17 protein-coding genes are annotated in these 25,282 nt (G+C 43.4%); 9 read left to right on the top strand and 8 right to left on the bottom strand.

Annotated elements, in window-relative coordinates; genetic code table 11:
* The gene (locus HCZ91_RS12325; RefSeq protein ID WP_179799604.1) at positions 1–783 is read right to left on the bottom strand and encodes an SDR family oxidoreductase; all 783 of its coding nucleotides are present in this window, start codon (positions 781–783) and stop codon (positions 1–3) included.
* Between the two features lie 298 nt (positions 784–1,081).
* Here HCZ91_RS12325 and HCZ91_RS12320 point away from each other — a divergent pair, with 298 nt between their 5' ends.
* Positions 1,082–2,533: a hypothetical protein gene (locus HCZ91_RS12320; protein ID WP_179799603.1), complete on the top strand. Its 1,452-nt coding sequence runs from the start codon at positions 1,082–1,084 to the stop codon at positions 2,531–2,533.
* A 143-nt stretch (positions 2,534–2,676) separates the two neighbouring features.
* On the opposite strand, the gene HCZ91_RS12315 is transcribed toward HCZ91_RS12320, so the two are convergent.
* Positions 2,677–4,341: a mechanosensitive ion channel gene (locus HCZ91_RS12315; RefSeq protein WP_057762135.1), complete on the bottom strand. Its 1,665-nt coding sequence runs from the start codon at positions 4,339–4,341 to the stop codon at positions 2,677–2,679.
* A gap of 456 nt (positions 4,342–4,797) precedes the next feature.
* Here HCZ91_RS12315 and HCZ91_RS12310 point away from each other — a divergent pair, with 456 nt between their 5' ends.
* Positions 4,798–5,529 carry an FKBP-type peptidyl-prolyl cis-trans isomerase gene (locus HCZ91_RS12310; RefSeq protein WP_057762133.1) on the top strand — a complete coding sequence of 244 codons (732 nt, stop codon included), beginning with the start codon at positions 4,798–4,800 and terminating at the stop codon, positions 5,527–5,529.
* Positions 5,530–5,669: 140 nt separating this feature from the next.
* Here HCZ91_RS12310 and argA read toward each other — a convergent pair whose 3' ends face one another.
* Entirely contained in the window at positions 5,670–6,992 is a 1,323-nt protein-coding gene (argA, locus tag HCZ91_RS12305; RefSeq protein WP_179799602.1) for an amino-acid N-acetyltransferase, read from the bottom strand.
* Positions 6,993–7,390: 398 nt separating this feature from the next.
* Here argA and HCZ91_RS12300 point away from each other — a divergent pair, with 398 nt between their 5' ends.
* Positions 7,391–7,978 carry a hypothetical protein gene (locus tag HCZ91_RS12300; RefSeq protein ID WP_179799601.1) on the top strand — a complete coding sequence of 196 codons (588 nt, stop codon included), beginning with the start codon at positions 7,391–7,393 and terminating at the stop codon, positions 7,976–7,978.
* Between the two features lie 175 nt (positions 7,979–8,153).
* Here the strand turns inward: HCZ91_RS12300 and HCZ91_RS12295 are convergent, their stop codons facing one another.
* Complete coding sequence (locus tag HCZ91_RS12295) at positions 8,154–9,158, bottom strand: patatin-like phospholipase family protein (RefSeq protein WP_179799600.1); 1,005 nt, start codon at positions 9,156–9,158, stop codon at positions 8,154–8,156.
* Positions 9,159–9,395: 237 nt separating this feature from the next.
* Between HCZ91_RS12295 and recG the strand changes: the two genes are divergently transcribed.
* From recG to HCZ91_RS12265, 6 genes are all read left to right on the top strand, one after another.
* Entirely contained in the window at positions 9,396–11,759 is a 2,364-nt protein-coding gene (gene recG / locus HCZ91_RS12290) for an ATP-dependent DNA helicase RecG (protein WP_179799599.1), read from the top strand.
* Positions 11,760–12,263: 504 nt separating this feature from the next.
* Positions 12,264–13,556 (top strand): efflux RND transporter periplasmic adaptor subunit, encoded by a 1,293-nt coding sequence (locus tag HCZ91_RS12285; protein ID WP_179799598.1) that lies wholly within the window; start codon positions 12,264–12,266, stop codon positions 13,554–13,556.
* Positions 13,553–16,597, top strand: coding sequence for an efflux RND transporter permease subunit (locus HCZ91_RS12280; RefSeq protein WP_179799597.1), 3,045 nt, complete (start codon positions 13,553–13,555; stop codon positions 16,595–16,597). Before HCZ91_RS12285 ends, HCZ91_RS12280 begins: the two co-directional genes overlap by 4 nt.
* 129 nt (positions 16,598–16,726) lie before the next feature.
* Complete coding sequence (locus HCZ91_RS12275) at positions 16,727–17,437, top strand: AraC family transcriptional regulator (RefSeq protein ID WP_179799596.1); 711 nt, start codon at positions 16,727–16,729, stop codon at positions 17,435–17,437.
* Between the two features lie 89 nt (positions 17,438–17,526).
* Complete coding sequence (locus tag HCZ91_RS12270) at positions 17,527–18,462, top strand: EamA family transporter (protein ID WP_179799595.1); 936 nt, start codon at positions 17,527–17,529, stop codon at positions 18,460–18,462.
* 284 nt (positions 18,463–18,746) lie between these two features.
* On the top strand, positions 18,747–19,748 hold the full coding sequence (locus HCZ91_RS12265) for an NAD(P)-dependent alcohol dehydrogenase (protein WP_179799594.1): 1,002 nt from the start codon (positions 18,747–18,749) through the stop codon (positions 19,746–19,748).
* Positions 19,749–20,050: 302 nt separating this feature from the next.
* On the opposite strand, the gene glmS is transcribed toward HCZ91_RS12265, so the two are convergent.
* The 4 genes from glmS to thiL all read right to left on the bottom strand — a co-directional run bounded on the left by glmS (position 20,051) and on the right by thiL (position 25,277).
* Positions 20,051–21,895: a glutamine--fructose-6-phosphate transaminase (isomerizing) gene (glmS, locus tag HCZ91_RS12260; RefSeq protein ID WP_179799593.1), complete on the bottom strand. Its 1,845-nt coding sequence runs from the start codon at positions 21,893–21,895 to the stop codon at positions 20,051–20,053.
* 182 nt (positions 21,896–22,077) lie between these two features.
* Complete coding sequence (glmU, locus tag HCZ91_RS12255) at positions 22,078–23,454, bottom strand: bifunctional UDP-N-acetylglucosamine diphosphorylase/glucosamine-1-phosphate N-acetyltransferase GlmU (RefSeq protein WP_179799592.1); 1,377 nt, start codon at positions 23,452–23,454, stop codon at positions 22,078–22,080.
* A gap of 206 nt (positions 23,455–23,660) precedes the next feature.
* A complete protein-coding gene (locus HCZ91_RS12250; protein WP_179799591.1) occupies positions 23,661–24,242 on the bottom strand; it encodes a phosphatidylglycerophosphatase A in 582 nt (193 codons plus the stop codon).
* 3 nt (positions 24,243–24,245) lie between these two features.
* On the bottom strand, positions 24,246–25,277 hold the full coding sequence (gene thiL, locus HCZ91_RS12245; RefSeq protein WP_179799590.1) for a thiamine-phosphate kinase: 1,032 nt from the start codon (positions 25,275–25,277) through the stop codon (positions 24,246–24,248).
* Positions 25,278–25,282: the final 5 nt, after the last annotated feature.

Below are 25,282 nucleotides of genomic sequence, written 5' to 3'. Positions count from 1 at the left end.
TTAGAACTGTGGCTGTCCATTAGAGGCACTAACACCGCCATCGACAGGTAGGTTTACACCAGTAATCATAGAGGCGTCATCGCTCGCTAGGAAGGTAATGGCGGCGGCGATATCCTCTGGAGCTGCCAAACGTCCAAGCGGACAGCGAGCTAAGAACTTATCCGTTTTAGACTCATTGTCTTGGATAGCCGTAGTCATATCGGTTTTGGTGACACTTGGATTAACCGCATTAACACGAACACCATCCGAACCATGATCTAATGCCAATGTACGGGTTAAATTAGTCACACCTGCTTTAGCAGCATTGTAAGCAGCCATATTCCAGTCACCACCCACGCCTGAAAGCGATGAGATATTGACGATATTACCCTTTGATGCAATCAAATGAGGCATAGCAGCTTGAGAGACGTAAAAAGTCCCGTTTAGATTCACATCGATAGCAGAGCGCCAATCATCGGCAGACAATTCCGTGATTTTACCTTGGGTTGCTTTGCCAGCATTGTTGACCAAGATATCAATCTTACCGAATTTGTCGATAGCACGTTCAACCATCTCTTGTACTTGGCTTTGGACACTGATATCGCATGTAATAATGAGATAATTATCGGTATGAATCCAGGTACGATCTTGCGGCAACTCTTTTGCAGTTTCTTCTAGTGTTGCTGCCGTACGTCCTACTAAAACCACACTAGCGCCTTCCTCGGCAAAGCGAATAGCAGTTGCACGGCCAATACCAGAGCCTGCACCCGTTACAACGACGGTCTTTTCTTTAAAACGCTTCATAATGTTTAATCCTTATTATTATATAATAGTCATTAAAAATTCGATGATTAAAATTTCAATGACTACGGTTTCGATAAATACAACTAAGTACAGTTTGTCATCCATAAACTTGCACGCAAGCAATACTGCTTTGTTATCATCATAACAAGTGATCGCTTTGAAAGCGACTGTCTCTGATAGTGCTTATGTAGCATAATTTTGCATCATTCAGATATTTGTAATACGTGACAATCATGTTGTTATTATTACGAGCTGACATGTGCGATATTCACCATAAAATAATAGAAGGTTGGAACTTGTGTCCCATTCGATTACTACTATGCCCGACTGGGGCTACCTGACGACCGAGCTAGTCAGTTATTTACAAGCAGACGCTATGGCAGTGACTTTAGCAGGCATGCATACGATTGAGCATGAATACAATGCTCAGTATATCGCTCGTCACTATCAATATCAGTTGCCACTTGGCAAGCTACAGTTGTTGGAGCTGACACTGTATTTACCTTATGATACAGAGTCGGTTGATATTGAGGCTGTACGTATGACTGCGGTAAAGTCAGCACTTACGTGGTACAAGTCATTATCGTCTCAAAATGAAGAAAATGCCTTAGCTGGTTATGAAGCCATGATTTTTGACATTCAGCTTGTTGGAGGAAGTAGCAATTTTAATCAAGATGATAACGGTGACAGTGCAAATAATTCAAACAGTGCTCTACAGCGACTTAAGCATAATTTTGGGGTTCGTTACTTTTTAGAAGATTTAGTTGTCGACATGAGCGAAAGCATGCAGCAGCTACAAGTATTTAGCTGGGATGATTGGTACTCGATAGCAGCAGCAGTACGGACCCCATGTGAGTTGTGGCGTTTCTTAGCTTATCATTTAGAACAGCTTCAACAGTCGGCTGTAAATCATATTCCAAGTTTCGAGTCAGAAGACGCTTTGGTTGAGCACTTTTTGCAAAGTCCAGACCTGTTTGCCCCTGCTATTGTAGTAGATAATGCGCTCATCAAAAATGAAGTACAAGATGAACCTAACTCAGCACTGGTAGCCATCACGCTCGCTTACAAGAACCAAAGTTCAACTGCTCAGATGTACCATAAGCATATGATACAAGCAGCCACGATATGGTCTCAGCTAAGTATGCAGATGATAGATACGTATGGTAAAAAGCACGTAACTAACAGTGACGAACAGACAGAAATACCACTCGCTCACTGGCAACAACAACTGCTAGATGAGTCTTTATTTTCTCGTCACGAGCTTATCCGTACGCTATATAGACACCCTAAACAAAGCGCAACACTGCAAAAAGATGGCTATGTCGTACATCAACATTCTTATGAGAGTTTGGGACGACATTATGTACTGGTGTTTTATGGTCACGAGTCTAAAGGGCCTAATAGCAAAGCCGCTGTCCAACCAAAGCTAGCAAAGATCGCACAGGACGTTGCCACACGTTTGCCAATTATTGAGCTACATCATATAGTCGTGCTTGGTATCGACTTTATCACTGAGAATAATGAGAATTTTTTCGATATTGATTTGTGGATTCAGCCAGTTGATGCGATGACTCAAAGGGAGCGCCAACTCACTAAGCAAATGCAAAAGCTAAAACAACAAGAATTAGATAAGCAAAATACGCCACCTGCTAGTAGCGTGGAAGGTGGTAAACCTGCGAAGGCGCAAAAAGAAAACTTACCTCAAGTACAGATGAGCTTAACGATTCCAACGCGAAAAGATAAGCAGTAGATTGTAGCGTGAAATTGTTTGAATGACATTCTATACTAAGAGCTTCGATAAAAATAACCATAGATTTATTAATATATTTACTGACATAAAAAAAGACAGCCTAGGCTGTCTTTTTCGTATCTAAACTAAACAATCAAAAATACTTATTTATTGATATCGTCATTAAGACCGCTACCAGGAAGTACGTCATCACTGTTGTAGATGTCATTAGTATCAACACGTGGTGTATCAACTACATCGGTACGTAAATCAGTGGTAGGTGTGCTAGCAGCAGATGGCGTGTTTTCACGAACTGAATCAGCAACTTTTTCTTGAGTTGATGAACTTGGCTGTAGCGCAGATTTTGCTTTCGCTTCAGTGCGTTCATGATCCATCTTATCCTGCATTTTACGTAGGAAGCGAGCTGCAGCTTCTTGACCACCAAGACCAAATGATAGAGCAAAGGCAACGGCTACCGCACCTAGTGTTAAACCAAATGCTAAGTTAACGATTGAATCGGCAATACCCATCGCTTTCAGACCCATTGCTAATACTAGGCCCATGATCAATACACGTACGATGTTTGCTAGGAATTGTGAACCTTGCTCAGAACGTTCAACCACACCTGCAATAATATTGGCAAGCCAGAATCCAATAAACAGGATAATTGCGCCTAGGATGATGTTTGCACCGAATGCGATGAACATCGTGATAATAGCTGAGATAGGCTCGAAACCTAACAAGTCAGCAGCTGCAATAGCAGCAAATAGCATAGCGAAGAATATAATCGCATAACCAACTAGGTCAGAGATTTTCTTATCGCCCATGGTTTCTTGTAGACCAACTTTCGCAGGTAATTGATTGATTTGAGTGTTTTCAATCAGACCTTTGATGATGTTGGCAACCATACGTACAACATAGAAAGTTACTACTAGGATAGCGACTGCCATAAAGATGTTTGGCAAGGCTTCCATGATTTTGTTAAGCATATTGGTCGCAGGACGAGCAATCACTTCGATTTTTAATGCATTTAAAGCAGCAATAATAGTTGGAATGATAACCACAAGAAATGCTAGAGAGCCTGCAATGTTAGGTAAGCTGTTTTGCTCACTTAAACCTGCTTTTGACGCCAATTCTTGTACATTAAAAGTAGAAACAAGATTGGTTACGATGCCGCGTACGACTTTGGCAATGATATAACCAACGACGAAGACTACACCAGCAATCAAGATATTAGGGATAAAGCTAAAGATTTTGTCAACCATATTAGTTAATGGTGCAAACAAACCGTCAAGCTCTAATTGACCAAGTACCATGGTCAACACAACCAATAAGATGAACCAGTAAACCATATCAGCAATCGTACTGCTCATTGGTTTTACACCAGCTTGTGCACTTAAACGCTCATCCATAGAGGTTTTTGCGAGTGCAGCGTTGATCGCTGTGCGTGCAACAGTAGCCACGACCCAACCGATCACACCAAGTGCGATAGCGCCGATAAGATTAGGGATAAATGCCAATACTTGATTAACCATATTTGCGAATGGTGCTGAGATAGAGTTTAAGTTTAATTGGCTAAGTGCGCCTGAGATAGCAATGATGAAAATAAACCAGAAAACAATTTTGGAGATGATACCTTCAAGGTCGTAGGTCTTACCAGTTGAAGAGTTCATACGTTGATTGAGATTAACTTTAGAGAGTACGCCGCGTACCAGTGCTGCGATACCAAGGGCTACTAGCCAACCAATAACGAATATCAAAATAGCACCAATGATGGAACCGATAGGTCCACCGAGATAGCCGTTAAAAGATGTGTACATTGGGTTCATCTTATCCTCCTTGAAGCATCTTATATAACTCGCCAAAAACAATGTTCATACAGCGATTAGTGAGCAAGACATACAGATGGTTGTCATAAATAGTATTTTTAGAATCAGTTATATAGAGATATTATCGTTTTTGAGCATAAATTATTATCAGCAGTATCTCTTATTTATATTACAGTGACTTCGCTATCGATATTTGCTTATTTTTGATAAAAATTAACGCTCGGTTACTTATCTCCTTCACTAATTCAGCTTAGCTGATGTATTGATGGATTTAAAGACAGAAAGCTTTACCTGTTACTATATTTGTGTGATAACTTGTTATTATGATAGAAGATATTAACATAGACTATACATTGACCCGATAATTTCGTGCAAAGCGTGGTTCCCAAAACTAAGATTTGTTATTATAGAGGAATGTGACATCTCGCCACTATTCTTACAATTAGAGAGTACTTTATGAAAAAAATCACTACTTTAGGCGTTAGTGCACTTGCTAGCGCTATGTTGTTAGTAACAGGCTGTAGCACCAACAATGGCAATCAAGAAACAGCCGCTCAAAGCGTTTCCATTACTGAACAAAGCTCAGCTAGTGAAAAAGTAGGTTATAGCTTAGGTTTCATGATGGCAGAAGGCAATAAAGACGCTGTCAAAGATCTAGACCTAAATACTTTTGAAAAAGGCTTCCGTGATGGCTACGAAGGCAATGAATCAGCATTGACCCAAGAGCAAATGCAACAAGTATTGATGGACTATCAAAAAGAGCAAGAAGAGCAATTCGTTAAAGACATGGAAACCAAAGCGACAGAAAATAAAGCCGCTGGTACTGCATTCTTAGCAGAAAACGCTAAAAAAGAAGGCGTGAAGCAAACAGAGTCTGGTTTACAGTATAAAGTTATCAAAGCAGGTACTGGTAAATCACCAAAAGCAACTGACGTGGTTGAAGTAAACTACGAAGGTAAATTGCTTGATGGTACGGTATTTGATAGCTCTTATGAGCGCGGTGAGCCAATCGAGTTCCCACTAAACCAAGTAATCGCTGGCTGGACTGAAGGTTTACAGTTGATGAAAGAAGGCGGAAAATACGAGTTCTATATCCCATCAGACATCGCTTATGGCGAAGCGGGTAATGCTGGTATCGAGCCTAACAGCACGCTTATCTTTACTGTTGAGCTATTAAAAGTAAAATAAGTATCTAAAGCAGATATTGTTTAATTTAGGTACTTAGCCTACAAAAAAGCCTTCATATAATTGTGAAGGCTTTTTTATGGGTAAATATTTATGTCAACTTGATATCGAGCTTATAAAGCCGATATTAGGTTGGTAATAAACTATAGATTCTTTTGAAAGACTTTGGAGTTACGGCCATTATGGTATTTCTCTAAACGTGCTTCAGGTAAAGCGCTGGCGTCAACTTCAGCAAAGCCTTGCTCAACAAACCAATGCGCAGTACGAGTGGTCAAAACAAACAGCTTATACAAACCATGACTGCGTGCTTGCTGCTCTAGAAATGCCAATAAATCTGCACCGCGGCTACCACTACGGTACTCAGGGCGCACGGCAACACAGGCAACTTCCGCGGACTCTGAGTCTAACGTATGCAATGCTGCACAGCCCAAAATCATACCATCACGCTCAATCACACTATAATTATCAATCTCTTGCTCCAAGCGCTCGCGTGACCGGCTGACCAAGATACCTTGTTCTTCTAGAGGTGACAGCAGCTCAATAAGACCAACCACATCATCGATATTGGCACGGCGAATCTCTTCATAAGGATCATGGCTAATCAGCGTACCAGAACCATCACGTGTGAATAGCTCTTCTAGTAATGCGCCGTTTTTAGCGTACGAGATAATATGCGTACGATGGACGCCTTGACGACAGGCCAAGCTTGCACAATTCAAGAAATAATTGATTTCGCAATTTAAATCACGGTCACGTAAGAAGCGATCAACTTCATTAGGAATCATTTCACGTAATAAACGATCGTCGTCGTTGATACCCGCTTCTTCACCTAAGAAGATAAGCTTATCAGCACCTAGTGCTACGGCAGCGCTTAGGGCCACATCTTCCGCCAATAAGTTAAATACTTCGCCAGTCGCAGAGTAGCCCATCGAGCCTAGTACAACGATATGGTCATGAAGTAGGTTGTTTTTGATGGCTTCCACATCGATAGAACGCACTTCACCCGTCATTTGGTAATCAATACCTTCACGGATACCATATGGGCGCGCTGTCACGAAGTTGCCCGATATCGCATCGATACGAGAACCATACATCGGAGAGTTGGCCAGTCCCATTGATAGCTGAGCTTCAATCTGTAAACGAATAGCACCAACGGCTTGTAAGATAGATGGCATCGCTGCACGTGGCGTAATACGGATGTCTTGATGTAGCGGCGATTCAATATTAGCGTCTTTTAAGTTCTTCTCGATTTGCGGTCGTGCCCCGTGTACCAGTACTAGCTTGATGCCCAAGCTATGCAACAAGGCAAAATCATGAATAAGTGTGCTGAAGTTCGCATGATTGACCGCTTCACCACCAAACATAATCACGAAAGTTTTGCCGCGATGAGTATTAATGTAGGGTGCAGAGTTACGGAACCAATGGACGTATTCAGGGTTGATCTGGGGCATGGAGCTAGTAGTCATAATGGGAGCAGTAGTCGTTAGAATAAGAAAAGGGGCGCAGCAAAAAAATGCCTAACGCTAAAGATTTACCATAGCAAAAAACGCGGTTATGAGCTATCTTTTATTTCAGCTGTATTCAAGCATTCTTATTGCCAATCGCTGATATACACAACCTCAACACTGGGTTAATGTACGCACAAATGCTTTTTGTTATGCTAAGCGCTATTGCTTTACAGATGCTGAGCGAAGATAATCAGGTTAGATAAGTGAGTTCGTGTGTTTCATAGATTGCATGAACTATTTCACAGCGATATCTTATGTACATCGTAATGCTTTTTATCTGTTGAACAAATTATAAAAATAACTTAAGTTGCACCATCTGTGTTTTACCGATATATCAACCAGGGATAATGAAAATCATGAAAAAAAGTAACCAGTTTGCTAGCCCGTTCAGTGCTTGGAGCGGCCACCGCTTATTTCACGTTGTTGCCGGTACGCTCATCGGTGCAATGGTAGTCACACAAGCCTCAGCGATGTTACCAACACCAGAGCAAGCGGTTGATAGCTCAATGGCTATTCAGACAAATGCCAACAAGAACAGCAACTCAAGTGCTCAAGCCGTTAATAGTAGAATCACAGCGTCGTTGGTCAGCGTTGATGCCAACGGTCAAGAAGTGCTTGTCCCTGTAGATACCAATACTCGTTTGCAGTCAGGCAATGTATTGGAATATCAAGGATACTTTACCAATACCAATGCAGATCGCGTCCGTAAAATGACCGTTACGATGAGCATTCCAGAGCAGGTAGAACTATTAAAAACCGTTGCTCCTGAATTCCCATATGGCAGTGTAGATGGCAATAATTTTGCTCGTATGCCATTACGTACCAAGGTAGATAATCAACTACAAGACGTCGCGCTTAAATATTATAAAGCAGTACGTTGGGACCTAGAAGGCGTAGGTCTAAATGATACTGTCGCTGTAAAATATCGCGCGCGCGTTAAGTAGCCCTGAATTTTTGAATTAGAATTTAGCTAGCATTGATATAGTTAGCACTGAAAACTATCCATTTAGTACTGAAAGCTACCAATAAAAAAGCACCACAGTTTATAGCTGCGGTGCTTTTTTATTGGTGTGTTAGGGCTTTCAACAACTTTACTGATAAGTAAGTAAAAATACTGAGCTACAGCGTGGCATATTTGCTAATAGATTCCTCTTGGATAAGTTGTTTAATTGCATTGATCTGTGGCGTTGTAGCTTGAGCGCCTGCTTGTATCAGACTGCGTCGCTGCCTAGTATCTATTGAGCTGTTACGACCGACATTGGGAGTAATAACAATATCCGCTCGATCCCGCTCGCTCTGATTTGACGCGGAGCGATTAGCAGTCAGGTTGGGAGCTAGAATATTGTTTTCTAGAAAGCCCCAGAAGTCACTTAATGAGTTCATAGTCGGTATTTGATTATTAGTATTATCACTGCCTTGAGCTCCCGTTACATCTACAGCAATGACAATATCAGCACCTAAGTCATAGGCGCTATCTACTGGTACTAAACTGACTACACCACCATCGATATATTTTTTACCGACCTTTTCAGGAATGCGCGGGGCAATAAAAATATCAGGTACGCTACAGGACGCTTGTACGGCAAGCCCAGCGTCGCCAGTGGTAAAGACCGCTTTCTTCAGAGTGTGTTTTTCTGCTGCGATTGCCGCAAAAGCAATGGGGAAATCCTCTATGGTACGCGCATTCACTTTGCTATTAATAAAGTTTTTTAACTTAATACCTTCGATAAAACCTTGATTGGATAAAGTAAAGTCTGTGAGCTGGCTATCAGTAGTGGTCAGTGCCAATTGCTCAAGCTGTGCCGGCGTGTAACCACTGGCGTATAAGCTGCCAATCAAACTCCCCACACTTGTACCGACCACCAATGTTGGTTTGATACCGTTTTCCTCTAGAGCTTTGATGACGCCCACATGGGCAAACCCTTTTGCACCGCCACCACCCAACACCAGTGCGACAGTAGGGGCTTTAATAACAGGCTCTGGAGTTTTGGGAGTAGTAGATGTCAACGTGCTACACGCACTAATATAAAAACCGAGAATAGGTATTAAGCTCAACCTCAGTAGTTTTAGATTATGACGAATTAAGTTATGAAGCAACTGACGAGGCAAAATAGAAACAAGCATAGAAAAACACCTTATGAAATTGCCAGAATTCAAAAAATAAGACATCAGTTATTGGTATGATGAGGAGAAGCGGTTTATCTATAGTAGATGGACTGTATAGGTGCTATTTTACTAAATAGCCTAGCATAAGCAATTGTATTGTCAGCTATAATGAAATGAGTGGACTTTTTTATACGTACTATTAAAAATGCTCGATTTAGCATACAAAAATTAAAAATAATATTGTTAGGATCTTTAATGCCAATATCGGAGAGTCATGCCTCAGCCAACTCGTCAGATCACTTTAGATCTGACATACCGTTGTCAGCACTAGATATGCCAGTGTCTGCGCTAGCAGGTGTAGGGGTAAAAGTCGCAGAGCAGTTGGCGCAGTTAAATATCAAGCGGATATTCGATTTGCTATTACATTTGCCCCGTGATTATGAAGATCGTAGTCGACTGGTATCAATCGCTGATGTAGAGCATGGACAGTCAGCGCTAATTACTGGTCATATCGTTCATGTCGATACCAAGCGCAGTGGGATGACTGTGACGGTGGACGATGATACGGGTACGATATCGTTACGGTTTTTTAAGGTCTATCGTGGTCTGGTACAGACTATGAATTTGGGAACACGTTTACAGCTGTTTGGTGAAGTCAAAGTCAGCCGCTACGGTAAGCAGATACATCACCCTGAATATCAAGTTATCACTGACAATACAGTCATGACCGATACGGGATTGCAGCCTATTTATCCTACTGTCAAAGGTTTACATCAAAACAAACTGCGCACTTTAATTAAACTGGCATTGCAAACGGTTCGGAGCCAAGGTCTGCCGATGACATTGTTTACGGCTGAAGATTTTGCAGTTGTATCCGATTTGCCATTAGTGCCTTTTGAGCCATCTAAATCAACAGTATCAGAGGCCGAATATACCGAAGATATTTTCTCAACGTTAGCACGCAGTGTGCCTGACAATGTGACTAGCAATGCGATTGGCAATAGCGTATATAAACCCAATCCTTCTACCTATCAGGCAGATAATGACATACATAACGTCGCTGCCAGTATTGCTCAGCATAATGTCTATAATTTAACGATATTTGAAGCATTGGTACTGCTGCATACGCCGCCTACTTATACTAGCGCGTCTCAGCAATACAAACTATTCACTCAACTCAGTGCTCGTACGCATGCTGCCTGCCAGCGCTTGATTATTGAAGAGTTGACTGCGCATCAGCTCAGTCTGCTATATCGTCGCCAGCAGTTGCATCAGCATAAAGCACCCAAATGCACTACCAATAGTCCTCTTGCTGACAAGCTGTTTTCTGCATTGCTTTTTGATTTAACGGGTGCGCAAAAAAGAGTGATGAAAGACATCACTGCGGATATGGCGACCTCAATTCCGATGCTACGACTGGTACAGGGTGATGTGGGTGCTGGCAAGACGTTGGTGGCAGCAGGGGCGGCAGGCTATGCGCTCGATAGTGGCTGGCAGGTCGCGGTAATGGCACCGACTGAGATTTTGGCAGAGCAGCATCTACTGAATTTTAAGCAATGGTTTGAGCCATTGGGTATTGGTGTCGGTTGGCTCGCAGGTAAGCAAACGGCCAAACAGCGCCGCGAAGCATTGGAAGCAGTCGCAGAAAATACCGTGCAAGTGGTGGTCGGTACTCATGCACTGTTTCAGGAGCAAGTTCAGTTCGCTAAATTAGGCTTGGTTATCATTGATGAGCAGCACCGATTCGGTGTCGAGCAGCGCATGGCATTGACCAATAAAGGCGTGGCTAATAGCACACCTCACCAGCTAATCATGACCGCAACACCGATTCCAAGAACCTTAGCGATGAGCGTCTATGGCGATATGGATACTTCAATCATTGATGAATTGCCACCGGGGCGTACGCCAATTACGACGGTAACCATTGATCGCAATCGACGCGATGAAGTCATAGAACGTATTGCGATTAATTGCGAAGCGGGCAGGCAAGCGTATTGGGTATGTTCACTGGTAGAAGCGTCTAGTGTCTTGGATGCGCAGGCAGCCGAAGCCACTTATGAAGACTTAAATGAACGTCTAGATATTCGTATTGGACTGGTACATGGCAAGATGAAGTCTGCCGATAAGCAAGCCATCATGCAAGAGTTCAAAGCAGGTAATTTGGACTTGCTGATTGCGACGACTGTCATCGAGGTAGGGGTCGATGTACCCAATGCGTCATTGATGGTTATCGAAAATGCGGAGCGTTTGGGACTATCACAATTGCATCAGCTGCGCGGGCGAGTCGGACGTGGCTCGACCAAAAGCTTCTGTGTACTGTTATATCAAAAGCCACTATCGGAGACAGGTACTGAGCGACTAAACGTCCTACGCGATAGTACCGATGGCTTCGTCATTGCTCAAAAAGACTTAGAGCTACGTGGGCCAGGAGAGCTGTTAGGCAAACGTCAAACGGGTAACGTTGGCTACTATTTGGCTGATCTAATCCGTGATGAGCAATTATTTGCCATTGCTCAGCGGTTAGCGAAGCATTTGATAGCAGACCCTGCGCGAAAAGCAGATGTCAGTCAATTGATTCATCGCTGGATGCCTGAGGCAAGTCGCTATACCAATGCCTAGTGCTTAGTGCTTAGTGCTTAGTGCCTGCAAGTAGGTTCAGTATGTCATTGAACCTAGCTCTGGATATAATCAAACAGCATGGCCACAACGTTAACATTCTTTATAGACGATACTCAATCCATAGTCAGTCGTTGAATAAATCAAATATTCAACAGCTGGCTGCACGCGATCTTATTTCTTTAAATCAGTTGATATGCCTTGAATATTGAACATATATTCGATCTAAGTTTCAATTAAATTTATGAACGCTAGACCCTATATATAAAAATAAGATGATGACTAAATATATGCTATTCTCGATAATTTGATGGACTATTATAATAATAAACAGTGCTTTAGAGAACATCGTAATACTCTCTGTAAGTAACGCTCATAGCCCTATATCAGGCTATCCAAACATTGCTTCGATTGCGTGCCACTTTTTATTATTGCTATGACTGATTGATATTTTTAGTCATTCTATATCGAGTATTTTAATATTGACTGTACCTACAGAGAGCTATCATGAGCGATTTTGAAGAAACCCATTCTAAGCCGTCAGCTGAAGCTGAGTTGCCGCCATATCGTCAAACTGACACTGTATCTCAAAGGCCATCTGCGAAACCACCAATATGGTTGTGGCCCGTATTAGCAGCCGTGCTAGTGATTGGAGTACTGCTTGGCAAGTATTGGGGCAATGATAGTAATGCAGCTACAGATGAGTCAGCAACTTCTAACTCTGTCGCAAACGATCAGGCAACTGGTAGCGATGCTAGTATTGAGCAATCAGTACTCTCAGTAGAAACAATCAGTCCAAGCCAAGATGATATCGGCAGCACGCTCAGTGCCGATGGAACCATTAATGCTAAGGATATTGCGAACGTCAGTGCAAAAGTCAATGGTGTGGCTATCGAGCGTATCTTGGTCGAAGAAGGCGACCGCGTCAGAGCGGGTCAAGTTTTAGCCGTGTTCGACACCGATGCTATGGAGCAGAAAGTACTACAGGCGCAAGCAGATGTCGCAGAAGCGGAAGCAACCCTTGCCAATGCCAGCGCTGATGCTGCACGTGTGCTGCCATTGATCGATATCGATGCCATCAGCAAACAAGAAGCCGACCGCTACCGTACCTCGGAAGTCCGTGCCAGAGCTTCTTTGCAAGCATCCAAAGCCCGTTTGAGCAATCAGCGTTTAACGTTAGAGAACGCAAAAGTCGTCGCTCCTGTCAGCGGTATTATCAGTAAAAAAATGGTAGAAGTCGGTCAAGTGGCAGGTGGGGATCCATTATTTACGATTATCAAAGGCGGGGTTTTGGAATGGCGAGCAGATATAGATCCTAAGCTTATCGGGGATATAAACGTCGGTACGCCTGTACAAGTCAGTCTACCGGGTGGTGATACAGTGATGGGGCAAGTAAACCGCATCGCACCAACCGCAGACAACAACCGCCAAATTACGATTTATGCCAGCCTAGCTAGCAACTCAAAGATACGTGCAGGCATGTATCAAACAGGCGAATTCCTATTAGGAAGTACCAGCACGCAAACGATTCCTAATAGCGCCGTGGTCAGTAATGATGGTTATGATTATGTGATGCTCGTTACTGAATCGACTACTCGAGACGATCGATCAATGGGACGTATCAAGCAGCAGCGAGTCACATTGGGTGAGCGATTGGGCGAGAGCGTAGCAGTGCTAGAGCCTTTGCCAAGTGACAGTCGTATCGTAAAACAGGGCGGTAGCTTCTTAAATGATGGTGACCTAGTGCGCGTTGTTGATGGTGTAACTCAAACTAGTAAGCCAGTGCAGGCACAGCCATGAGCTTAAACGTCTCCGCTTATTCGATAAAGAACCCGCTCGTTGCTATCTTGCTATTTGTGCTGCTGACGTTGGGCGGCATTTACGGTTTCATGAAAATGAAAGTCCAGCAGTTTCCGGATATAGATTTGCCAGCGGTGGTAGTCACGGTGACGCTACCGGGTGCTGCGCCTTCACAGCTCGAAAACGATATCGCCAAAAAGATTGAAAATAAACTGACCAGTATCGAAGGCGTGAGTCATATTCGCACCACGCTACAGACGGGTGCGGCAACCATTGCCACTGAATTTACCTTAGAAAAAGACATTCAAGAAGCGGTAGACGATGTGCGGTCAGCAGTCGGTGAAGTACGTGGTGATCTACCAGCTGCGGCTAATGATCCTATTATTACCAAAGTATCTACTGCTGGGTTTCCAGTGGTTACTTACTCTGTCGCTGCTGAGAATATGAGCGTGGAGGATTTATCTTGGTTTGTTGATGATACCGTTACCAAACGACTATCTGATATACCAGGCGTCAGTACCGTGAGCCGTGTTGGCGGGTTGCAGCGTGAAATCACGGTTGCTGCTGACCCAATTGCATTAAGTGGTCTAAAGTTTTCTATTTCGCAATTATCGCAGCAAATCGCTGGTATCCAGCAAGACAGTTCTGGTGGGGAGGCGGAAGTTGGCAATACGACTCAGACCATCCGTGTTCTCGGTGCTGTTGAGCGAGCAAATGAGCTAAACGATTTGCAAGTGGCTGTCCCTACAGGAGGCACACAAGCTTTAGGGCGTATGGCAAAAATCACTGACGGCGCAGCAGATCCAAGCTCAATTGCCAAGCTAGACGGTCAAACCGTAGTGGCATTTAACATCACTCGCTCGCGCGGTGCCAGTGAAGTCGATGTAATGGAGCTGGTTGATGAAGAGCTTGCCAAGCTGACTGCTGATGTCGGTAACATCAGTATTGAAAAAGTCTATGATCGAGCCACACCCATTGCAGAAGATTATGAAGCTTCGTTAAGAATGCTCATCGAGGGTGGTCTGTTGGCTGTAGTGGTAGTCTTCCTGTTTTTGCGCAATATTCGCGCGACTATCGTTGCTGCGGTTGCTTTGCCATTATCAGTGATTCCAACCTTTTTGGGTATGTATCTGTTTGGCTTTAGTCTTAATATCATCTCACTACTGGCATTATCATTGGTCATTGGAGTGCTGGTTGATGATGCAATCGTTGAAGTCGAAAACATCATACGCCATTTACGCATGGGTAAGACGCCTTATGAAGCGGCGATGGAAGCCGCTGATGAAATCGGTCTGGCCGTTGTCGCGACTACTTTTACGTTGATTGCGGTATTTTTACCAACGGCCTTTATGGGCGGTATCGTTGGACAGTTTTTCCGTCAGTTTGGTTGGACGGCTGCCTTATCAATTTTTGCCTCGCTGATGGTAGCTCGCCTGATTACACCGATGATGGCAGCTTATATCTTACGACCTGAGAAAAAGCACGTCGAAAAACAAAGCGCGATGATGAAGTACTATCTTAAGATTGTGTCTTGGACCCTACATCATCGCTGGCTAACCATGGGTGCAACGCTTGTTTTATTTGTGGCCTCATTAGCTTTGGTTAAGCTGCTACCGACGTCATTTATCCCTGATAATGATATCGATCAAACTCGAGTGGCTATTGAGCTGACACCTGACGTCTCTTTGGAAGATACTGAGCGCGTGGCGGCGCTAGCAAGTGATCGTATTTTGGCTATGCCTGAGGTGACTAATATTTTTACTTCAGTGGGAGAGGCGCAGGCGTCGATGGGTGCGTCAGATGGTGGCGGCGGTAAGGCTGAAAACATTGCCGGTTTGGATATTGTGCTTGCACCGCGTGCAGAACGAGGCACCAAGCAAGAGATAGAGCGCAAAATTAGCAAACTGATGACAGAAGTGCCAGGAGCACGGTTCACAGTCGGGCTATCGAGTGGTGGTGAGAGTGGATATAACTTTTCATTAACCAGTACCAATCCGCAATTGCTTGAACAAACTGCACAAAAAATCATGTCTGAGATTCGGGGACTACCAAGTGCAGGCGCTGTGACCAGTGATCGCAGTCTACCACGCCAAGAGCTAACGGTAACGCCAGATAGATTGGCAATGGCTGACAAAGGGGTGACCACGCAAGATATCGCTACGACTCTACGTGTGGCGACTGTAGGCGACTACGAGCAGCAATTGTCCAAGCTTAATCTTGATACGCGCCAAGTACCAATCGTCGTACGTTTACCTGACGTGGCTAAGCAAAATGTTAGCCAACTAGAAGGTTTGTACGTGCCGAGTACTATGCCTGCAGGTCAAGGCGTGCGCGTCGGTGAGGTTGCTACGCTAGACTTTGGCACTGGACCTGCGCAGATTAGTAGATTGGATCGAGAGCGTGCCATTAGTATCACGGTACAACCTGCGAGTGGCGAGCTTGGCGATTTGGTACAAGCAGTCAAAGCAGTGCCGACTATGCAGCAACTGCCGCCTTCGATTACCATTATCGACCAAGGTCAAGCCGAAAACATGGCAGACCTCTTTAGTGGTTTTATCATTGCGATGTCCGTCGGTGTGGTTTGTATTTTAGGCGTACTTATTCTACTGTTTGGTCGTTTATTGCAGCCCTTTACCATTCTGATGGCGCTACCTCTGTCGATCGGTGGGGCGTTTGTCGGCTTGGTTATTACTAATAGTAGCTTATCTATGCCTTCGATGATTGGCTTTATTATGCTTATGGGTATTGCGACTAAAAACTCAATCCTGCTGGTCGATTACGCGTTGATTGCCCAGCGTCGAGGGCTGGCGCGTTTTGAGGCTATCGTAGATGCATGTCGCAAGCGTGCACGGCCTATTATCATGACGACCATCGCGATGGGTGCAGGTATGTTGCCCCTAGTATTTGGTTGGGGTGATGCAGATCCTACCTTTAGGCGACCGATGGCAGCAGCGGTACTGGGTGGTCTGGTGACCTCTACGCTATTGAGCTTGGTTGTTATTCCTGTCGTCTATACCTTAATGGATGACCTATCAGGATAGTTTGCTAAATGGCTGGCTCCACATGGTAAGCCTAGTGACCCCTAATAGTTACTTCTCATAGAGAGCCAAATAGCTAACCAACTAATGAGCCAAGACACGACACAATAATAGCAATCTGGAAAACGATGTATGATTAACACGCTCTCAATTAGGTCATATACTCGTCAAACTAGAGGGCATTCTCATAACTTTCATCAGATTGTTTTGCCTTTGCGAGGGGCAATAAATATCGAAGTTGGGAGCTATACTGGAAAAGTTATCCCAAGCGAATGTGTTGTGGTTAAGACAAATGAAAAGCACTACTTTAGCGCTGAGGAGAATGCAAAGTTTATCGTTGTGGATACAGATCTGTTGCCAGATAATGTGCTTCATTCATCACAAATTGTCTTTTCTATAAGTTCGCCATTGTTGGCATTTTTGGAGTTTTCAGAAAGTCAGTTAAGGTATCAAATCAATCCAGAAGTCGAGAAACTGATGTTTGATACCTTTTGTAAGCTTCTAGAACAACAAAATCTATTTGTGCAATATGACGCTCGAATTAGAGAAGTCGTCGCATATATTCATCATAATTTTGCTAAAAACCTTTCTGTCGAAGTGTTGGCGGATATCTCTTGTCTCAGTGCCACACAGTTTAAAAAGAACTTCAAATCGCAAACAAACCAGACCGTCACTGAGTACATTACAAAGATCAGAATGCAAAAGGCGCAAGCTTTGTTACTACATACTGATTCACCTATCGCTATCATAGCCGAACTGGTTGGTTATACGGATGTTAGTGCTTTTAGCCGCCGATTTTCTAAATATTTCGGTATTGCCCCTTCCAAATTAAAACACGTCTAACCAGACATACAAACCGTCTAATCTGCAAAAATTCTATTCTGTAACTCTCTATAATAATGTTATTCATTATAACGTTAGAGGTAGCTACTATGCTGCAGAATAAATCTAGTCTAAGTGCTGTTCTATGTGTGATAGCTGCCAGTGTCCTTTGGGGAACGACAGGTACAGCCTCTGCTTTTATACCTGATGTTAGTCCATTAGCCGTTGGTGCGTTTTCGATGGGGGTGGGTGGTGTATTGCTAGTATTGAATGCTAAGAATAATTTATTAAGCGATAGACAAAAAATATTTTCTCAGCCCAGTCTCTTATTCATCGGTAGCCTATGCGTTGCTATCTATCCTTTAGCTTTTTATTCCTCTATGAGATTGGCAGGTGTCGCTATTGGTACAGTGATCTCAATTGCTAGCGCACCATTTTTCACTATTATCATGGAGCGTCTGATTAGCAATAAAATAGTCACTAGTCGATGGGTGGTAAGTTTTATATTTGGTGTGGTTGGTGTTATTTTTCTGACTTTAGGGAAAACCCAATATTTAGATATAAACGCACAAGCAAATAATCGAATACTAGGCATTTTATTAGGATTAGTCGCAGGATTGACCTATGCCACATATTCATGGACAGCACGTCAGATGATAGAGAACGGGGTAAACTCGAAATCAGCGATGGCAAGCATGTTTGGTCTGTCGGCGATCTTATTGTTGCCATCATTATTATTAACAGGGGAAAACCTGTTTTTGGATGCAAAACATATAAGCGTTGCCCTATATTTGGCAATTGCGCCGATGTTCTTTGGTTATTTACTTTTTGGTCAAGCGTTGAGAGTGATTGAGGCGAGCAAAGCGACGCTTATTACGTTATTAGAACCTATTGTAGCCACTATATTGGCTATCATTATAATCGGTGAAACATTCTCTCCTATCGGCTGGCTAGGAATGTCACTCATGATAATCTGTCTCTTGCTGCAAGTAATAAAGACGCCAAAACTGACAGGTTATCGAGGAAGGCGTGCACTGTACAAGTAACAAAGCAATATAAGTAACAAAGCAATATTTCTGACGATAAGCAGTATTTTTGATGAGTTACTGCCTATTAAGTATGACTCTTTGTATGACGTTAGTCTAAAACTGGTAAGTTGAATGGATTAGTTGGGTTAGTCTTTTCTATAGTCTGTCCAATCAAATTAATTGAAGAAATTGTTTATATCTTATAGCACTATTTTAATTTTACTAATAGGTGAGTAGCTGCTAGAACGATAAACCAATCTCTACAAACTAATCTCTAAAAAACTAGAAAATAAGGAATAACTATGATTAATGCATACGCAGCAAAAGAAAAAGGTGGCAAGTTTGAGCCTTATGAATATGACCCAGGTGCTTTAGGCGATCACGAAGTAGAAATCGAAGTACATAGCTGCGGCATTTGCCATAGTGATTTGTCAATGTGGCAAAACGAATGGGGTATGACTCAATATCCGTTTGTCGGTGGGCATGAGGTTGCAGGTAAAGTCCTCAATAAAGGCAAGCAAGTCAAGCATCTAGAATTGGGCGATAAAGTCGGACTTGGCTGGCATAAAGGATACTGTAACGTCTGCGATCTATGTATCGATGGAGACCATAACCTATGCCCTGAGCAAGAAGGTACGATCATTGGTAACCACGGCGGCTTTGCAGATAAAGTACGCGCAAAAGATACTAGCGTCATCAAGATACCTGAAAGACTTGATTTTAACGCGGTAGGACCACTGTTATGTGGCGGTATCACAGTGTTCAACCCACTTATGCAGTACGACATCAAACCAACTTCTAGAGTGGCTGTAATTGGTATTGGTGGTTTGGGTCATTTGGCATTGCAGTTTGCCAATGCGTGGGGCTGTGAAGTGACGGCATTTACCAGTGAATCAAAAATGGAGGAAGCAAAAGAGATGGGCGCTCACCATTCACTAAACTCAAGAGACGATAGCGAAATTGAAAAAGCCGCAGGTTCTTTTGATTTAATCATCTCAACAGTGAACGTTGATATGAACTGGGATGTCGTGATCAAGACGCTAAGACCAAAAGGTAAGCTGCATTTTGTTGGACTGTTAGAAGCGCCACTAGAGATATCGGCTGCACCAATGATTATGGCTCAAAACAGTCTATCAGGCTCGCCAGTTGGCTCACCAGCGACGCTGCGTAAAATGCTAGATTTTGCTGCGCGCCATAATATTCAGCCAGTCACTGAAACTTATAAAATGTCTGAGATTAATGAAGCGTTTGAGCGATTAGAGAGTGGTAATGCTCGCTATAGAGTGGTGCTAGAGAGAGACTAAACGTCGTTACAGGCAACTTAATGTAGCCACCAAATAAGCGCAATAATAGTGATACTCTAATTAATAGATAGAGTGTCACTATTTTTTTGTATTGAAATTCTACTTTCTACCAGTTTTTAATACATGCGAATTATTTGGAACTGGATCTAAGTATTTTTATTTAATTTTTGCTCAGGCAATTATTACTATTTTTTCTAAACTGCTAGTAGGTCGTTCTAAAATTATAAAAACCCCCTGCTACTGAGTTTACAATAGCAGGGGTAAATACTTATCTTTTCAGATCTTACGTAGAGTAATTCTTCTTATTCTACCGTGACTGATTTTGCCAAATTGCGTGGCTGGTCGACGTCTGTGCCACGCATCACTGCTACATGGTATGACAACAGTTGCACAGGCACGCTGTAAACGATAGGGGCAAGCGTCTCGCAAACATCAGGTACATATACTAAGTGCAGTCTATCTTCCGCGACCATTTGACTGGCTTCACTAGCGAATACAAATAGCTCGCCATGACGCGCATGCACTTCTTGCATGTTGGCTTTTAATTTATCAAACATACTGTCTTTAGGCGCTAGTACGACGATAGGCATGTCTTTATCGACCAATGCTAATGGACCGTGTTTGAGTTCACCTGCCGCATAACCTTCTGCATGAATGTAAGAAATTTCTTTAAGCTTTAACGCGCCTTCTAGCGCAATCGGGAACTGTAGCCCGCGACCTAAAAATAGACAGCTTTTCTTATCCTCAAAGCTTTCACTCATGGTCTTGATAGGAGCATCAAGGTTTAAGCTGGCGTAGAGTTGTCCTGGTAATTGATGTAACTCACTTAATAACGTATTTAAGTGTTCGTCAGTCATGCGTTTCTGCGTGACACCAACTTTTAATATCAATAATATCAATGCCACAAGCTGAGTGGTAAATGCTTTGGTAGAGGCGACGCCAATCTCAGGCCCTGCTAACGTCGGCAAGAAAATATCTGTTTCGCGTACCAGCGATGAGGTCGGTACATTACATAATGCCAAGCTGACTAAGCCTGCTGGTGTTTGCTTCTGGATATCACGTAACGCTGATAAGGTGTCAGCCGTTTCACCAGATTGAGAAATACAGATGACCAAAGTATTATCGACGACGACAGGATTGCGATAGCGGAATTCGCTGGCAACCTCGACCGAGCAAGGTATACGGATAAGGCTCTCAAACCAGTATTTTGCGACCATACCGGCATGATAACTGGTACCACAAGCAATCACTTGCACATGACGAATACCTGACAACAGTGTCTCATGACGCTGTAAAAAATCGTCGCGTAGTTTAGTCGTTTCGCCATTATCCAAAGCCATCTCTATCGTACGAGCGACGGCATCTGGCTGCTCGTAAATCTCTTTGAGCATATAATGTTTGAACTCGCCTTTATCGGCATTGTGCTGGGTTGCATCAATCTCATGTATTTGACGTTGGACTTCAACACCATCTGCATAAACTTGAATGCTATTGCGAGTTAATTTGGCGATATCGCCTTCTTCTAGATACATAAAGCGGTTAGTCACTGGCAGCAACGCCAACTGATCTGATGCGATAAAATTCTCACCGATACCAACACCAATCACTAAAGGTGAGCCTAGACGTACAGTAATGAGCTCATCAGGGCAATCTACATGGACGATACCCAATGCAAAAGCACCATGCAGTAACGGGATAATGGTGCGTACTGCTTCTAACAAGTCAGGTGTCTTTTTGTAGATATCATGGATTAGATGCGCCACAACTTCAGTATCTGTCTGTGAAGTAAACACGTAGCCTTTGGCTATTAGCTCTTCTTTTAGTTCAGCGTAGTTTTCGACGATACCGTTATGAACGACCGCAATTTTGCCTGACACGTGTGGATGCGCATTACGTTGTGCTGGCTCGCCATGGGTTGCCCAGCGCGTATGAGCAATACCGATATGACCATCAAAAAACTCTGGATTGATAGCGACGGCATTAACTAGTGCCTGTACTTTACCTACTTGGCGCTCACGGTGTAGTTCACCATCACGAATAACCGTCAGACCAGCTGAGTCATAGCCGCGATATTCTAAACGCTTTAGGCCTTCAAGTAAGATATTAGCGATATTTCGCTCAGCAACGGCGCCTACAATTCCACACATGGCTATTCCTTAGATTTAAATTTTAGTAGTTCAATATATAATGGTGCAAGATCAAAAAATTTGGTTGGTCACTAATGATGAATCATCAACAGATAAATATGATGAAGCAGCACCACAAAGATTGCCGTACTGCTTAGGTTTATTCAAAAATGACTGAGGTTGGCTAAACCACCAATGAGCAATTATTTTTTAGTGGGTCGTTGGAAGTCATTTTTTTGTACCTGACGCGCACGACCAAATGCCAACGCACTACTATCAACATCTTTGGTAATCACAGAACCAGCGGCCACAGTAGCAGTATCGCCAATCGTCACTGGCGCGACTAAGCTAGCATTAGAGCCGATAAACGCATTATCTTCAATGATGGTTTGTGATTTATTAGCACCGTCATAATTACAGGTAATAACACCAGCACCGATATTCACGCCTGCACCGACTGTTGCATCACCGACGTAGCTTAAGTGATTTACTTTACTGCCTTGACCAATAGTCGACTTTTTAATTTCGACAAAGTTACCAACTTTGCTATTATCAGATAGTACGGTATCAGGACGCAAGTGCGCAAAAGGCCCGATATCAACACCAGCACCGATATCAGCGCGATCGATCACGCAATACGGTTTGATGTAGCAGGCATTACCAATCTTGGCATTTTTGATGACACAGCCCGCTTCGATATAGACGTTGTCACCCAAGGTACAGTCACCTTCAAACACCACATTAACGTCAATAAATACATCTTGACCAGCGCTTAACGTACCACGGATATCGACACGAGTAGGGTCGGCAAACTGTACGCCAGCTTCTTGTAAGTCAGCAACTAGCTTACGTTGCCAAGTGCGTTCTAGACTAGCAAGCTGTTGACGATTATTAACCCCTTCAATCTCAAACGTATGCTCAGGCTCAATCGCTGCGATAGTAATACCATCGGCAACTGCCATTTTGACGATATCCGTCAGATAATATTCTTGCTGTGCATTATCGTTAGAGAGCTCAGGCAAATATTTGTGCAGTAATGCATTATCGACGCAGTAGATACCGCTGTTAATTTCTTTAATACTTTGCTCTTCAGCATCGGCATCTTTTTGTTCAACGATGGCTTCAATATTACCTGCTTGGTCGCGTTTAATACGACCCAATCCAAATGGATTATCGACAGTCAACGTCAGCATCGACATACCATTAGTATTGGCAGTTTTTAATGCCGTTAGCGTCTCACAGCTTACCAATGGTACATCACCGTAAAGAATGAGACTTTGTCCTGACTTAGGTAAATCAGACAGTGTCACCTTGACCGCATGGCCAGTTCCCAATTGCTCAGTTTGAGCAACCCAAGTAATTGATGCTTGTGTATATTGATTGGTAATTTCTGACTTTACTTGATCGCCACCAAAGCCATGAACAATGATGGTTTCATCAACAGTTAACTGATGACAAGTATCTAGCACATGACCTAATAAAGACTTCCCAGCCAATGTCTGCAATACCTTTGGCTTTGCCGATTGCATACGTGTGCCTTTACCGGCAGCTAAAATAATTACAGAAAGAGGAGATGTCATAATAGGCTCGCAAATGTAACAAAATATAATATTGGATTATAGCGCAAATGTTCAGTTAGAAAAACACTGTGATGTGCAGGCTTTGTAATGAAACCTGCTGACAATAAATCAATCATCTATGCAGAAGAGTAGCGTTCAAATTGATAACGTTGCTGGGATTAGCGGTTGTAGAGTAGTTAGCTCAGTATCGTGGTAGTTAGGGTAGCTTATAACAGCACGCCAAACATAACCGCTACCCATACTACTGCTGCCATGATACCGGCGATGATGTCATCAAGCATAATGCCTAACCCACCAGCAACCCTTTTATCAGCCCATCCAATCGGTGGCGGCTTAACGATATCAAAAAATCGAAATAAGATAAAAGCGAAAACAATGGCGAAAATAGAAAGCTCTTGAGACACATTTTGCCAAAAGTTATCGTCAGCAATCCCCATATAAGACAAGGGTAGTAGGGTAATCCAAATACCAGCCCACTCATCCCAAACGATATGCGGATCGTCGTGACCTTGCATTAGCTCAGCAGTGCGTCCGCAAATCCAAACGCCCAAAATACAAGATAGAATTGTCAAAATGAGAAAAGGTACAAAGCCCAAACTCAACAATGGTATGGCAATGATTAACCCACCAACAGTACCCCAAGTGCCAGGTGCACGGCGCGGCAGACCACTACCTAAACCTAGCCCAAGCCAATAAACCACACGGTCAAGCATACTGGCACCGACCGGTAAGGGTGGGCAGTCATTTGCTTTACGGATGTCAGGCTTAGATAAGTCGTGATCAGTCATGGATTAGCCTGTAAAGTGTTGGTAACCAGTAAGATTGGGCCACGTTAAAAACGGTACGGGCTGAGTTGGCGTCACTGGCTGATTTTGATAAAACAGTTCAAGACGTGAGTTATCAGGAGACTTGGTATCTGTCGTTATAGGATCTGATAGTGCAGTTACCTCACCGATACAAGTAACAGACGTGTTGCCTATAGGCGGTTTGATATGTGCAGGCAAAGTAAATGCCAATTCATAGTCATCGCCGCCCGCTAGCTGACCTAACAAACGATCAGACAAATCGACAGTAGATAATGACTCGCTACTCGGTAGCTTGTCTAAATGGATGCGCATGCCTACAGAGCTTTGCTGACAGATATGACCAAGATCTTGGTAAAGGCCATCGGAGATATCTATCATCGCTGTTGCGCCTATCTTTGCCAATGCTGCACCTAGCGCAATACGCGGCGTCGGCATATGTAGACGATGTGCTAACTCGATACCTTGTGCGCTGTCAGGATGCTGTAAGGCAAAAGCGGCATCACCAAGTGTGCCTGATACATAAACCTTATCACCCACTTGTGCACCTGAGCGATAAATGGCTGGTGTATCTGCGGATAGCAATCCCTGAGCACTGATACTAAGTACTAAACGCTCGCTGCGCGTGGTATCACCACCTATCAGCGTCACGCCAAACAGCTGGCACGCATGAAATAAGCCTTTGGCAAACTCAGTAAGCCATTCGTGTTTTGCCAAACGTTCAGGTAGTGCCAGCGCTAGCATAATGCTATGCGGCGTCGCACCCATAGCAGCGATGTCTGAGACATTAACGGCCACGGCTTTATAGCCAATGGCAAATGCCAGTTCATCAACTCTTTGCCAGTCAGCATGAAAGTGACGACCTTGAACCAATGTATCAATACAGCTAACCAAGCGTGATCCTGTTGGCAATGCCACCACAGCCGCGTCGTCACCGATACCTTTTTCGATACCAGTTAATGGTGCATGTGTGGCCTGCATCTGTGAGAATATACGCTCAATCAGCTCAAACTCGTTCATGGTTA

The organism is Psychrobacter sp. BI730, assembly GCF_013414195.1.
Taxonomy (GTDB): domain Bacteria; phylum Pseudomonadota; class Gammaproteobacteria; order Pseudomonadales; family Moraxellaceae; genus Psychrobacter.
Note: the sequence above shows the minus strand (reverse complement) of the source record. Positions and strands in the feature narration are given on the sequence as shown.

Coding starts and splice junctions, on each gene's coding strand:
- HCZ91_RS12325 (WP_179799604.1), bottom strand. CDS start 783: ATGAAGCGTTTTAAAGAAAAGACCGTCGTTGTAACGGGTGCAGGCTCT.
- HCZ91_RS12315 (WP_057762135.1), bottom strand. CDS start 4,341: ATGAACCCAATGTACACATCTTTTAACGGCTATCTCGGTGGACCTATC.
- HCZ91_RS12310 (WP_057762133.1), top strand. CDS start 4,798: ATGAAAAAAATCACTACTTTAGGCGTTAGTGCACTTGCTAGCGCTATG.
- argA (WP_179799602.1), bottom strand. CDS start 6,992: ATGACTACTAGCTCCATGCCCCAGATCAACCCTGAATACGTCCATTGG.
- HCZ91_RS12300 (WP_179799601.1), top strand. CDS start 7,391: ATGAAAAAAAGTAACCAGTTTGCTAGCCCGTTCAGTGCTTGGAGCGGC.
- HCZ91_RS12295 (WP_179799600.1), bottom strand. CDS start 9,158: ATGCTTGTTTCTATTTTGCCTCGTCAGTTGCTTCATAACTTAATTCGT.
- recG (WP_179799599.1), top strand. CDS start 9,396: ATGCCAATATCGGAGAGTCATGCCTCAGCCAACTCGTCAGATCACTTT.
- HCZ91_RS12285 (WP_179799598.1), top strand. CDS start 12,264: ATGAGCGATTTTGAAGAAACCCATTCTAAGCCGTCAGCTGAAGCTGAG.
- HCZ91_RS12280 (WP_179799597.1), top strand. CDS start 13,553: ATGAGCTTAAACGTCTCCGCTTATTCGATAAAGAACCCGCTCGTTGCT.
- HCZ91_RS12275 (WP_179799596.1), top strand. CDS start 16,727: ATGATTAACACGCTCTCAATTAGGTCATATACTCGTCAAACTAGAGGG.
- HCZ91_RS12270 (WP_179799595.1), top strand. CDS start 17,527: ATGCTGCAGAATAAATCTAGTCTAAGTGCTGTTCTATGTGTGATAGCT.
- HCZ91_RS12265 (WP_179799594.1), top strand. CDS start 18,747: ATGATTAATGCATACGCAGCAAAAGAAAAAGGTGGCAAGTTTGAGCCT.
- glmS (WP_179799593.1), bottom strand. CDS start 21,895: ATGTGTGGAATTGTAGGCGCCGTTGCTGAGCGAAATATCGCTAATATC.
- glmU (WP_179799592.1), bottom strand. CDS start 23,454: ATGACATCTCCTCTTTCTGTAATTATTTTAGCTGCCGGTAAAGGCACA.
- HCZ91_RS12250 (WP_179799591.1), bottom strand. CDS start 24,242: ATGACTGATCACGACTTATCTAAGCCTGACATCCGTAAAGCAAATGAC.
- thiL (WP_179799590.1), bottom strand. CDS start 25,277: ATGAACGAGTTTGAGCTGATTGAGCGTATATTCTCACAGATGCAGGCC.